This window comes from Mycobacterium kiyosense (genome assembly GCA_021654635.1).
GTDB classification, from domain to species: domain Bacteria; phylum Actinomycetota; class Actinomycetes; order Mycobacteriales; family Mycobacteriaceae; genus Mycobacterium; species Mycobacterium kiyosense.
This window is the reverse complement of the sequence record AP025179.1, coordinates 1,591,687-1,603,927: the sequence shown is the minus strand read 5'-3', so window position 1 is coordinate 1,603,927 and position 12,241 is coordinate 1,591,687. Positions and strand designations below refer to the sequence as shown.

Here is a 12,241-nt window from a genome sequence, read left to right as displayed (position 1 = left end):
CTATGCACCCGCGGCGCCGGCGATGCGCCGATCAGAAATGAGCTGACATGGTGCAGCCGTCACGTCGTGCGGTTGTGGTAGGCGTCGACGGTTCGCCAGACGCGCTGGCCGCCGTCCGCTGGGCGGCAAACGACGCCGCGCTGCGCAACAGCCCCCTGACCTTGGTCCATGTCGTCAACGCCCCGCTGACCTGGGCGCAGCTTCCCGCGCCCGCCGGTCTGCGGCGCTGGCAGGACAAGCGGGCGCACGATTTCATCGACACGGCGATCGCAGTCGCCGAACAGCGCTCTGGTGAGCTGCGGATCGACACCAAGGTGGTCTGTGCGGCCACCGTGCCGACGCTGGTCGAGCTCTCCAAGGGCGCGGAGATGGTCGTGGTGGGCTACCGAGGACACGGCGGCGTGCTGGTCCGCAACTTCCTCGGCTCGGTGAGTTCTGGGCTGGTCTATCACGCGCATTGTCCGGTCGCGGTGGTACACGACGGGGAACCGATGGTCGCCGATCCCGCCCGGGCGCCGGTGCTGGTGGGCATCGACGGCTCCTCGGCGTCCGAAACGGCAACCGCGATTGCATTCGACGAAGCATCGCGACGAGGTGTCGGTTTGGTAGCCCTGCACGCGTGGACGGATCTGCGCGTGTCCGACTTCAAAGAGGTGTTCTCCAACGTCAACTGGGACGCCAAGCTATCCGAAGAGGAGGAGACGCTCGCCGAGCGGCTGGCGGGCTGGCAGGAACGGTATCCCGAGGTGGACGTCCGCCGCAGGATCGAGATCGGCGACCCGGCGAGTCCGCTGATCGAGGCAGCCAAACGGGCGCAACTAGTCGTGGTCGGCAGCCACGGTCGGGGCGGGTTCGCGGGCATGCTGTTGGGCTCGGTCGGGGCGGCAGTCGTCGACAGGGCCAGGGTTCCGGTGATCGTCGCCCGTCCGGCCTAGCGATCCGGTCCTACAGATTCAGCAAATACGCTGCCACGGTGGCACCCAGGTGGATAGCATCGCGAAGATGCAGGTCATCCCAGAGAACCTGATCACCACGGCACGCGATCTCGCCGCCATCGGGTCCGACGTGAAATTCGCCCAGATCTCGGCGGCCGCGCCGACAACCAACATCGCCACCGCCGCCGCCGACGAAGTCTCGGCGGCGATCGCCACCGTATTCGCCTCACATGGCGAGGACTTCCAAAAGCTGGTCGGACAGGCAACCGCTTTCCACGACCAGTTCGTCCAAACGCTGACCGCGGGCGCCAACACCTACGCGAACGCCGAGGCCGCCAACGTGGCAGCGCTGTCGGCGGCCGCGCTGCCCGCCGAGGACAACGGCTGGGTCACGCTGGTGCAGTTGGGTGCCCTGGTCCTGTCGCCGTTCATCGTCATCGCGCTGTTGGGCACCCTGTCCACTGCCCTGGCCACCTACTGGGCCGTGCAGTTCTTGAGCGCCGCCTTCGGCTGACCGGCCGCTCACGGGATCGGCGCTCACGGGATCAGGATGTAGCGCACCCCCGGGATGTCGCGGACCGTGCGGGTGTCGAATACGTGGAACCCGGAGCCCCGGTAGCCGTTGGCCGCCGTGGCGCCTACCCCGGAATTCATTTCGGTGATCGTGACGCCCGCGCCGTCGAACGCCTCGACCCAGGCAACGTGTCCGACGCCGCCCACGATCGCGCGGCTGTAGACGGCGATCGACCGGGGCGCCGGCTCGTCCACCACAGTCCAGCCCGCCCGCTGAGCCTGCGCGGCCCAGTCTTCGGCATTACCGGTAAGCGCGGCGATGTAATAGCCGGTGTGCAGCCGAATCTGCTCCTGGGCGCCCCAGGTGCAATAGCCCTCGTAGGCGCCGCTGAAGGGGTTGTGGTCGGTGGTGGCGCCTTTGGTCCGGTCGGTGGCGGTGTCCGCTTCGGAGGGGGCGATCGCGATGACGGCGGCCAGTGAGATCGCGCTGCTCACCGCGACGGTCGTTCTGCAGGCCGCCTTGAATCTCTTGGTTTTCGTCAACTTCGGCGCTCCCTGACCGCGGCGGCATGAAACCGTACGTTCGGGTTATCGCCTGGCGCCGTGAATTCGTTTCAGGTTGCGCTAAGTCGTTCCAGGGTGCGCTAAGTCGTTCCAGGGTGCGCTAAGTCGTTCCAGGGCGCGCTAAGTGGGTCACCAGACCCGGACGCGGTCCTCGGGCTTGAGGTACAGAGCGTCGCCGGGCTGGACGTTGAACGCCGCGTACCACTCGTCCATGTTGCGGACGATTCCGTTGACCCGGAACTTCGCGGGGCTGTGCACGTCCGACAGCAGTTGGTTTCGTTCGCTCTCCGGACGGCAGATCTCCCGCCAGCTCGCCGCGAAGGCCAGGAAGAACCGCTGGTCACCGGTGAGGCCGTCGATCTTCGGGGCCTCCTTGCCGCCGAGTGACAGCTTGTAGGCGTCGTAGGCGATGCGCAGCCCGGCCAGGTCGGCGGTGTTCTCCCCGAGCGTGACCGCCCCGTTGATGTGGTTGCCCGGCAGCGGCTCGTACCCGTTGAACTGCGCGACGAGCTTGTTCGACTCCCGCACGTAGCGTTCGGCGTCGGCGGGGGTCCACCAGTCGCGCTGCATGCCGGTGCCGTCGCTCTTGCGACCCTGGTCGTCGAACGCGTGGCTCATCTCGTGCCCGATGGTGGCGCCGATGGCCCCGTAGTTCGCCGCGGGATCAGCGGCGGGATCGAAGTTGGGCGGCTGCAGGATCGCCGCGGGGAACACGATGTCGTTGAGCCGCGGCGAGTAGTAGGCGTTGTTGGTCTGCGGCGTCATGTCCCATTCGGTGCGGTCGATGGGCTTGGGCAGCTTACTGACGTCGTCGTTCCACGACCACACCGCGAGGGCGTTGTCGTTGCCGATCAGGTCGGCCGCGCTGATCTTGACCGACGCGTAAAACTTCCAGTGGTCGGGATAGCCGATCTTGGCGACCAGGGCGGCGAGCTTGGCCTGGGCTTCCTTCTTGGTTTCCGGCGCCATCCACGACGCGGCGTCGATGCGCTGGCTGTATGCCTTGCGCAGATTCTCCACCAGCGCCCGCGCCTTGTCGCGAGTCTGCTGACTGAAGTGCGCGCCGACGTAGAGTTCGCCGACCGGGTCACCGAGTCCGTTGCTCACCCGGGTGACTCCACGCTCGACGCGTGGGGCGCGTTCCTCCGCGCCGCCCATCGTTCGTCCGTAGAAGTCGAACAGCTCGTCGGCGAACGGTGTCGACAGGTCGCCGCCGTAGGCGTCGAGAACCTGGTAGCGCATGTAGGCCTGCCACGAGTCCAGCGGCTCGGTGGCGAAAAGCTGTGCGGTCTGCCGCAATACGTCGGGCATGCCGACCCGGAAATCGATGTTCGCCGGCAGTTTCAGGGCCTCGAACATGTCGTGCAGGGGCGCGCCCTGGCCGAGCTGCTCGACGTCGGCGCGCGGCATGATGTTGTTCGTCTTGTCGACGTTGCGCGCATCCTCGCGGGGCAGCTGCACTTGGGCCAGCTTGGTTTCCAGCGCCAGCAGCCGTTCGGCCTGCTGTTGGGAATCGGTGTAGCCGGCCAGGCCGAGCAGCCGCGCGACGTGAGCGACGAATTTGTTGCGCAGCTCGACCGACTCCGGGTCGGTATTCACGTAGTAGCCGCGGTCGCCGAGCGACAGGCCGCCCTGCCAGATATTGGGCAGGTAGCGGGTCGGGTTGTTCGGGTCGATGTCCACCGACACCGGGAACGGGTCGTCCACCCGGGTCTTGCCGTTGAACGACACCAGCACCCCGTTGAGCGCGACCCGGTCGTTGACGGCGTCGATCGACGCCAGCAGCGGCCGCACCGGCTCGACGCCGTTCTTGTTCAGCGTCGCCTCGTCCATGTAGGACGCGAACAGATCGCCGATCTGTTGGGCGATGTCGCCGGCGGGTGCGTGTTTGTCGGCGGCGCCCTCGACGATGGCCCGCAGGTCGGCGTTGAGCTGGTTCTGGATGTCGAGATTGACGCCCGCGCACACTTTGTCGGCGGGGATCTTCGCGTTCTTCACCCAGGAGCCGACGGCATAGGCGAAGAAGTCGTTGCCGGGCCGCACCGAGGTGTCCATCTGGGTCATGTCCACGCCCCAGCTGCCGACCTTGGGTTTGGGCGGCTGTTCGGTCTTGTGGCTGCAGCCGACGAACACCAGAGCGGCAGCCAATGGCACTGCCGCCGTACGTACGAACACGCGCACCGCAGACCCCTCCCTCGTCAGGCCAACGAAGCTTAGCTGTGCGTGACCGACGTGCGCGAGCGGCGGGATACGCGGGAGAGTCTCCGATGGCGCCGAAGTCACCTCGATCGGCATCCTGCGCCGACTAGACCAGACTTAGTCTATTTGCCTACGATCGATCGGTGACGGTGAACGTGAATATCCACGAGGCGAAGACACATCTCTCTCGCCTACTCGAGCGGGTGGCCGCCGGCGAGCGCGTCGTCATCTCGAAGGCCGGCAAGCCGGTGGCGGATCTGGTACCGCATCAAGCGGTCGATGTGGCGTTCGGCGGCTTGCGCGGCCAGCTCGCCTACGACGACTCCTGCTTCGATGTGGACCCTGATATTCAGGAGATGTTCTACGGCCCTGATCACCGCCGCGATGCTGCTTCTTGACAGCCAGGCGCTGCTGTGGCTGCTCGATGACAACCCGCGGCTTGGACCGGAGGCACGGAGGGCGATCGCTTCGGCGCAAGGTGTGCATGTATCCGCGGCCACTGTGTGGGAATTGACCATCAAGGCGATGCTCGGCAAGATCTCTGTCCCGGCGGAGTTGTCCGCAGCCCTGACAGGTCAAGGTCTGGTGTTGCTAAACATCACAGCCGAGCACGCCGAAGCAATCCGCGACTATCCGGAGTTGGCCCGGCACGACCCGTTCGATCGGCTCCTCGTCGCCCAAGCCGAGCGGACCGGATTGCGCCTGCTCACTGCCGACAGCGTGCTGCTCGGTCTTCGCCGGGAGTTCATCCTGGACGCCACAAGATAAGGTGCGCGATCTTCCGCGGCGTGCGGTGTTCCGGCCAACCTGGTGATCGTCGATTCCATCTCGCGCTTCAGCGAGTCCGCCAAAGCCACTAACTTCTGCCCGGTGACGAAGCCGGACACAACGGTCCTCCATCGCTGCCACTCACCGTGTACCGGTCCACACCGGAGGTCGCGTCGCTGTACCCGATGAGCAGGATAAACAGCGTCACCAATAGAACACCCAACACGCCAAGTGTCGCAAGAACTTTCAGCCACCACCGGTGTGCTCCGATAAGGACTAGCACTAACGCAGCAACTAGGCAGAACATGTTGGGGACAACAAGCCCGACGGTCGCCCACCCCGGCGCGGTGAGGTTTGGTGTAGGCGGCCAGGGCGTGGCGCAGTGATTGCTCTCCAGCTGATGCACCCAGGCGTCAACTCGCCGTGCACCCACATATAGCGCCACCAATGAACCGGCAAGCAGTGTCGCGGCAGCGACGAACCACCACCGAGCCCGTTTCGCAACAGCGAAATTGCTCATTGCGCTACCGGCGGGTGAACGACGACCACGGTCTGAGGATCTTGTTGCTGGAGCCTGATTGGTCTGTTGTTAGCATGTGCAGGTCAGAGTGGTGGAGCTGCCGGGAATCGAACCCGTTTTGACCTGCTGGCCAGAGGGTTGGAAACGCGCTGACCAGGCATTTGAGGTTCACCGGGGTTCACCGGAATGCACCCGATTTATGTGTAACTGTGCCCAAAGTGTGCCCACGGATGCGCCCATGGCGCGGTGTCGACGCTGCCTTCAAATCAACCTCGCAGCACACGGTGGACAGCCTAGCCACGGCGGTGTTGATTTCGTCCCCACAACCATCGCGAAGCAAGCTGCGGACGTTGCTGGCGGGTGCGACGCAAGCCCAGCCGTCCGACCACGGACCGAGCTAAATAGGCGGACTGAAGGCCCGACAACGCGGCGTGGCGGTCAACCAGGCTGTCGGCCCGGGTCGATAGCGTCATACAGTGCAGTCGAGCGCTTGGATCGTGCCCGTATCGGTGGCAATCATCGCCGCAGCGGCGACTCTTATTGCCGCCTTCATTGGATACACGAAAGATCGGCGCGATCAACGCGCGCAGATTCTTCAGGATCTCGACATCGCGGAGAAGCTACCAGAAGGTTCGCGTGCGAAAGAAGTTCTCGTAACGTACGCCGACAACCGCGCGTTGCTGCTCCCGACCGAAAGTTTCGTGCGCTACATCGCGTTTGATGAGTTGTCCGACTTCGCAATATTCGCTGGAGTCATTGCGTTGACAGCACTCACGGCACCTAACTCCGGCGCATTCTGGCGCTACTCGATCGCCATAATGGTCGTGATTATAATAGTGGCACTTCGATGGCGAACGTATCGTCGTCGCGTCAACAATCTGACCCAACAGTATCTACGAGAGCAAAATTTACCCGCTGACATGTTCGAGTCGGTTTCTGCGCTCGTATGGAGAAGCTATCGGCCCTGGAAAATATGGTCATGTTTCAGGCGTAAGCGATAAAGCGAGCCAACCGTCGGAGGCGGCCGAGTAATGCCATCATCAGTTTGGGACAAAGTAGACGCGTCTGTAGCGCAGGCGACGGAGGGTAACCCCTTCGCGCCTCCTTGGAAAACAGGATTGTCCGACGGAAAATGGCGGCGCATGGCCCGCCTAGGCGACTTCGCCGGGTTGGCCATCTGGGTTCTAGGCTTTCTGAAGCTTTTTGTCTTTGATTTCGATGTCTATCTGGCCAATAAGTTGGGCAGCCCGTGGAGCTATCTGGTTCAATTTCGGTTCCTAGTAATCCTGCTTGTTGTTGCAATAATTCTTCTGGCGCACAAGAAGGCTCTATTTGTGGTGGCGTACGCCGCAGCTTTCCCCCTTATCGTCCTACTCTGGAAACTGCCTCGGTTTCTGATTTGGCTGAAAAGCTGGAACGTCATCTTAGCTTTGACAACCGTCGTTACATCGTTGTCGTCACATTTCCGCCGTAGGTTCTTCATCCGCGCTGTCGAATTCACCGTGGTGGTTGTCGCGATTGTGACTACGACGGGACCGATCGCCGCAGGTTGCGCGGTTCTGCTGTCAATCGCGTTGATCTACCACTACGCACAGACGATTGCAGCGGGAATCCGCGCATCCAAATTTGTGGGTTACCAGCAGAAAATTGTGCGCACCATGACCGGCAGAACCCGGTTTGAAAGTTTGCAGATCGACCCGGAACTCCGAAGTGATGAGGTCGAGCGTTTCAATTACGAGCAACTGCAGAAGTTTTCGAACAGCGTTTCGATGGGGCTTCTTACTGTCAAAGTGATGTCCTTCTACGCCTCACTTCTGCAGCAGTACCGGAGAAGTCACGCTCTTATATTTCTCAACGTTCTTTCGTACCTGTGGCTTCTCTTTCAGTCCATAGCGCTATTCACGCTAATAAACCGTTGTGTTTTCGTTGCTGCGCCAGAGCAGTATGCCGTGACAGGGTCGCCATCGATTATCCGGTTCCTGTTCTACTCCACGACTTCGCTCTACGGTAACACTGTTTCGCAGATCACCGCCGCCGGCGATATTGCACTTGCGATTGCCACAATTGCAGCTGTCTACGGACCGATTTTCATTCTGTCTTTGGGTGCACAAATCGTCATGACCTTTCGGCAGTCAAAGGACGACGCAGCATTCGGTAGTTTGATCACCCTCGTGCGGTCACGCGAACGGAGGTTGACTAATCGCCTGAAAGTCGAATACGAAATGACCCCGCAGGAGGCATATCGCAGGTTGCGAGACCTCGGTGTCGGGGCTGAGTTATTCCTTGCTTACCTGGCATCGAAAATTCCGGATGATATTGACCCCGGGGAAGAGGACGCAGATCAGCCCTAACGCCGCTTTCGAGCCCGTTTCCGGTCGATTCGCGCCTGTTTCCGGTAGTGCTTCGCCAGCGACTTGTACTCGGCACGGGCTACCTTGCGCGCACGCCCGTAGTCGAACGGCGTGCCTCGATGCAGCGCCATCCCGCCGTGATCGCGCAGCACCCGGCGCTCATGAGCGCGCCGAACCCGGCGACGTGCGGGCGCGGTACGGACCCGGCTGCCCCGACGCGCCTGGCTCGCGGCCACGGCCCCGACGGCCACGACCGTCCCGGCAGCAGCGCGGCGGCGGTTGCGCTTCGGGTGCGCCTCGGCTGACCCGCCAGCAGGCGCGGCCCCGGTCGAGGCGAACCGGCCCCGCCTGTCACGCGGCGGCGACCGGCGCGGCGCACCACGACGATGACCGCGCAACACCGCGTTACCGACGCGGCGTCGTCCAACCTGGCGGGCCATGACTACACCGCTCCCCAGATGCGCGCATAGGGTCGGACGCTGGTCATGAGGTCCACGTCGAGCCGTTCAAGTAACCGCATTTCGCCCACGTCGAGGTTGCCCGCGATGCCGAACGGCGCGTTTTTGCGGGCGTAGAGCCGGGACGCTTGAATTAGGGTGGCGAGCTTGACGGGTGCCGGGACTGCCGGCCAACCCCATTTCGCGGTGATTCGCAAGCCGTTTTCGCTCCCATTCGGGGTCACGGGTGCCCCCGAACCGATGACTAGGCTAGTCCAGACCGTGCCGTCGACCACGGCGTTGACCGGCGCAGGCAGATAACCCGCCACGGGCGTAAACAGCTTCCCCGCAACGGTTTCGACCACCAGGCCGTCCGTCGTGGCGAAGTCGTCGGTCGGAATGATCCACACACGGCGGTGCCGGTCGTAGTGGGCGGTGTAGTACCGGGCTTGCGGCTGATCAACACTGCCGAACTGGCGATCACACGCCCGATCTACCGACCGTGACGCTGTCTCGACGGTCAAGGTCAGTTCGGCAGTATCAGCGGCTACCGCTTCACCGATGTAGTGCGTCATTTCCTCGGGCGTGGCGTAGCTCGGTGCCGACGGCATCGGTTATTCGCCTGGCGGCGTCGTTGATGATTGCCAGCGGTGCCAACGTCAAGACGGTGCAGGCCCAGTTGGGCCACAAAACGGCGACGATGACGCTCGATCAATAGGGGCACCTGTTCCCTGACGATCTAGACGACGTGGCGACGAAGATGGACGACCTCGTAGGCGAACCGACGAAAAAGTGTGCCCAAAATGTGCCCACAAACGAAACAGGCCAGGACGAAAACATGCCCTGACCTGCCCGTATGTTGCATATTTAGTGGCTCTTCGTAATTCAGAGTGCATCGACCAGTGAGTGCAAGGCGCCACTGTGTAGCAGTGAGCGCCATCGGTAGTGGGGGAGATTTCGGAAGCCAAGGGCGTTGCGGCGCAGGGCTTCCAGGCGGCCGTTGATGGCCTCGGTGGGCCCGTTAGAGGCGCGGTGGTCGAAGAACGCCAGGATGTCGGCGCGGCGGCGGTGCAGGGTACGGCCGAGTTGGGCCAGTTCGGCGAGGATCGCGGGGACGCCGCGGCGTAACGAGTTGATGATCGCGGTCATCATGGTCTTGCCGCGGCGTCGGTCGGGGTGGCTGTAGGCGGCGATGATGCGCTGATAGACGCTCCAGGTCACCATGACCCCGAGATGATCGTCATCGGCGAACACCGCTTCCAATCGTGCCCGTTGCCGGGCGCTTAGCAACGGCACCGGGTGCGCAGGGAGCGGCGTACTCCGTAGAGCGGATCGCCGGTGCGACCCCGGTGCCCGCAGGTCGGCCGCTGGATGCGTTGGCGGCACAGATCCAACTTCAGGCCCGCCAGCGCGACGACGTGGAACGGATCCATGACCGCGGTGGCGTCGGGCAGTTCCTCGGTGGCGGCGGTCTTGTAGCCGCCGAAGCCGTCCATGGCGATGACCTCGACCTGCTCGCGAAACGCCGCGCAGCTGATCGGCCAGCCAAGCCTTCAGTGCTGCAGCGGAGCGCCCTTCGACAAGGTCAAGCAGCCGTGCTGGCCCGGTGCCGTCGCGGACCGGGGTGAGGTCGATGATCAACGTGACGAACCCTGCGGTGCCGCGTCGCCGTGGAGCCCAGCGGTGCTCATCGACCCCGATGACCCGCACACCGTCAAGCCGATCGGGTCCGGCCGCGGCGATCACAGCCGCAACGGTGCGCACGGCGATCGTGCTGACGGTATGCCAGGACACCCCGAGTTCGCCTGCGATCGCCGAAATGGTCGTGCGGTCGATCATTAACCGCCGCAATACATATCGGGCACACCGACGGGTCGTCGACGAGCGTGGGGCGGCAAGTTTGTCGAGGTTCTGGTTGAACACCGCCCGCCCGCACTGTGGTGTGAGACAACGGTAGCGCGGGATTGCGACCCTGAGCACCAGGAGGGCAGCCGGCCACCGGCAGATCGGTCAACGGCCGCACGACCGTGTCGCGATAGCGGCCGTCGTGGCCACAGTCCGGGCAGCGGGGATCACGGGCCACCGGCGTGCAAAAGATCGTGGTCTGCTTCTCGTCGACTGCGGCGTCAGTGATCGTCACCCCCAACTCGATGGTGCGCATGATCGTGCCGGCAACAACAGACGGCGAGCAGGCAGTAGCCTCAGGCACGGGCTCCCTCGGTGTGGTGGTTGTGGCAGGTGTAGGAACCCGAATCGTCACCCGCCGAGGGCCCACCTCAGCTCACCGACACGACAACATTCCCGGCAATCCGCCGATCACCGACGCACTCTCGTTCACGAAGAGCCTATTTAATGGTGGAGCTGCCGGGAATCGAACCCGGGTCCTACGGCATACCCTCAAGGCTTCTCCGTGCGCAGTTCGCTATGCCTCTACTCGGATCTCCTGGTCACGCGAACCAGCCAGGATGACGATCCCAGTCGCTGTTGGTGTCCCGATGAGTCCCGCGACCGAACTCATCGGTGGATCCCTCTAGCTGATGCCGGGGTCCGGGGCGAGGGCGTTCCCGGTCCGACAGACTAGCCGTCGCTTAGGCAGCGAGGGCGTAGTCGCGCTGATGTGACTCGGCGCTTAATTGGTTGCATCGACGCTTACGGTGGTCTCTTGCCTGCACCGGCACGCTTCCCTTGATTCGATGCGCGAAGTCGAAACCGTTCAGCCCCTTGTCTTTACTACTTCGAGCATCCCTACCGATTCTCGGCAGGACAATCTATGGTACGCCGCCATCAACCGGCAGCAACCTCATTTTGTTCCCGGGCACCGACAGCGCCCAACCGAGTGCCCCCCAACCCGCCGGCTGGGGGCACTCGGTGGCAACAGCGGCTAACTGATGCCGACGACCTCCTGCGCAATCGCGGCAACCCTGGTCTGGCCCGCCGAGACGACGCGCTGACGGTTCTTGTGCGCCTCTTCGTAGGCGATGATCGCGCGCAGATCCCCCCGGCTCGTCGAGCTCCTTCACCGCGGCCACGGCCTCGCTGACATTGAGGTCGTCGTAGTCGGCGACCGGCAGCTCCGCGGCATCCAACACGCCCGCCGCGGCCCGCCCGGAGTGCAGCACGTCGGCGGCCCGGTCGGCCCCTTCGCGGCGAGTCACCTTCTCGGCCGCCTCGAGGGCGGCGTCCGGGATGCAGTGAGCGCCTTGGCGGCGATCTCGGTCGCGTTGCCGCTGCGCTCGACCAGCTCGTTGAACGCCGGGCCGGCGGAGCGCAGTGCGTCTAAGGCCCGGTCCAGCCCGCGAACCGACCAGTTGACCGGCAGGTTGACCAGCTTCACCGCGGTGCCCGCGGCTGCTTGCAGCGGGGTGCGGCGCAGCGCCGCGGGACCGCCCAGCGCGTCTTCGGCGAGCACCGTGGTGAGCCAGTCCACCGTCGCCGAGTGGGCGGTGATCAGGCGGTCTGCCAGGCTCTCGATGTCCTTCTGCTTGGCGGCCACGGCCAGGGCCTTGGCGTAGCGGGCCCGATCGAGCAGCTGATCCTCGAGCGCGAGGTCACCCAGCAGCGCCTCGTCGAACGGTTGCGCCTGCTCGGTGAGCGCCTTCACCGCGGCAGCCGCGCGGCCCAGGAAGGGTCCGATCACGTCCGGGAAGCCGCCGAGGTCGCGAATGGCGTTGCCGATCGCCACTGCGCGCTCGCGGGCGTTGGTGGCGTTCTGCTCCAGCTCGCGGCGGACGGCTTCGGTGCGGGCCTGCACAATGCGGGTTTCGGCGATCTGGATCTCGGTGTGGGTCAGGTCGAGCAGCGTTCGCAGTTGCGCGAGCAGCTTGGTCGTATCCGTGGCAGTCATTACCGTGGTGCCTCCTAGATTGACTTGGTGGGTGTCTGCGCCGAACGGCGCCCCTCTAGACCGGCTACCCAGGAATGCGCAAGATCAACACAGGCGGCGATCTTGTGACA

The 12,241-nt window shown here is 64.0% G+C and carries 9 protein-coding genes, 1 other RNA gene and 2 pseudogenes; 6 read left to right on the top strand and 6 right to left on the bottom strand.

Annotation, left to right across the window (positions count from 1 at the left end):
- Positions 1-47 precede the first annotated feature (47 nt).
- Both L6444_RS07580 and L6444_RS07575 read left to right on the top strand, forming a co-directional pair.
- Positions 48-935 (top strand): universal stress protein, encoded by an 888-nt coding sequence (locus L6444_RS07580; RefSeq protein WP_236981558.1) that lies wholly within the window; start codon positions 48-50, stop codon positions 933-935.
- A 67-nt stretch (positions 936-1,002) separates the two neighbouring features.
- Entirely contained in the window at positions 1,003-1,449 is a 447-nt protein-coding gene (locus tag L6444_RS07575; protein WP_236981557.1) for a PE family protein, read from the top strand.
- A gap of 23 nt (positions 1,450-1,472) precedes the next feature.
- On the opposite strand, the gene L6444_RS07570 is transcribed toward L6444_RS07575, so the two are convergent.
- On the bottom strand, positions 1,473-1,991 hold the full coding sequence (locus L6444_RS07570) for a CHAP domain-containing protein (RefSeq protein ID WP_236981556.1): 519 nt from the start codon (positions 1,989-1,991) through the stop codon (positions 1,473-1,475).
- A 150-nt stretch (positions 1,992-2,141) separates the two neighbouring features.
- Positions 2,142-4,193: a M13 family metallopeptidase gene (locus L6444_RS07565; protein ID WP_236981555.1), complete on the bottom strand. Its 2,052-nt coding sequence runs from the start codon at positions 4,191-4,193 to the stop codon at positions 2,142-2,144.
- A 161-nt stretch (positions 4,194-4,354) separates the two neighbouring features.
- On the opposite strand from L6444_RS07565, the gene L6444_RS07560 reads away from it, so the two are divergent.
- The 4 genes from L6444_RS07560 (at position 4,355) to L6444_RS07545 (ending at position 7,850) form a co-directional block, all read left to right on the top strand.
- On the top strand, positions 4,355-4,609 hold the full coding sequence (locus L6444_RS07560) for a type II toxin-antitoxin system Phd/YefM family antitoxin (RefSeq protein WP_236981554.1): 255 nt from the start codon (positions 4,355-4,357) through the stop codon (positions 4,607-4,609).
- Complete coding sequence (locus tag L6444_RS07555; protein WP_236981553.1) at positions 4,545-4,979, top strand: type II toxin-antitoxin system VapC family toxin; 435 nt, start codon at positions 4,545-4,547, stop codon at positions 4,977-4,979. Before L6444_RS07560 ends, L6444_RS07555 begins: the two co-directional genes overlap by 65 nt.
- A 996-nt stretch (positions 4,980-5,975) precedes the next feature.
- Positions 5,976-6,500: a hypothetical protein gene (locus L6444_RS07550; RefSeq protein WP_236981552.1), complete on the top strand. Its 525-nt coding sequence runs from the start codon at positions 5,976-5,978 to the stop codon at positions 6,498-6,500.
- A 30-nt stretch (positions 6,501-6,530) separates the two neighbouring features.
- Positions 6,531-7,850: a hypothetical protein gene (locus tag L6444_RS07545; RefSeq protein WP_236981551.1), complete on the top strand. Its 1,320-nt coding sequence runs from the start codon at positions 6,531-6,533 to the stop codon at positions 7,848-7,850.
- A 442-nt stretch (positions 7,851-8,292) separates the two neighbouring features.
- Here the strand turns inward: L6444_RS07545 and L6444_RS07540 are convergent, their stop codons facing one another.
- From L6444_RS07540 to L6444_RS07520, 4 genes and pseudogenes are all read right to left on the bottom strand, one after another.
- Positions 8,293-8,862: a hypothetical protein gene (locus L6444_RS07540; protein WP_236981550.1), complete on the bottom strand. Its 570-nt coding sequence runs from the start codon at positions 8,860-8,862 to the stop codon at positions 8,293-8,295.
- 310 nt (positions 8,863-9,172) lie between these two features.
- Positions 9,173-10,448 (bottom strand): annotated as a pseudogene (locus L6444_RS07530) (ISL3 family transposase).
- Between the two features lie 192 nt (positions 10,449-10,640).
- Positions 10,641-11,008: a transfer-messenger RNA gene (gene ssrA, locus L6444_RS07525) on the bottom strand.
- Between the two features lie 160 nt (positions 11,009-11,168).
- A pseudogene (locus L6444_RS07520) lies at positions 11,169-12,131 on the bottom strand (ferritin-like domain-containing protein).
- Between the last annotated feature and the right edge of the window lie 110 nt (positions 12,132-12,241).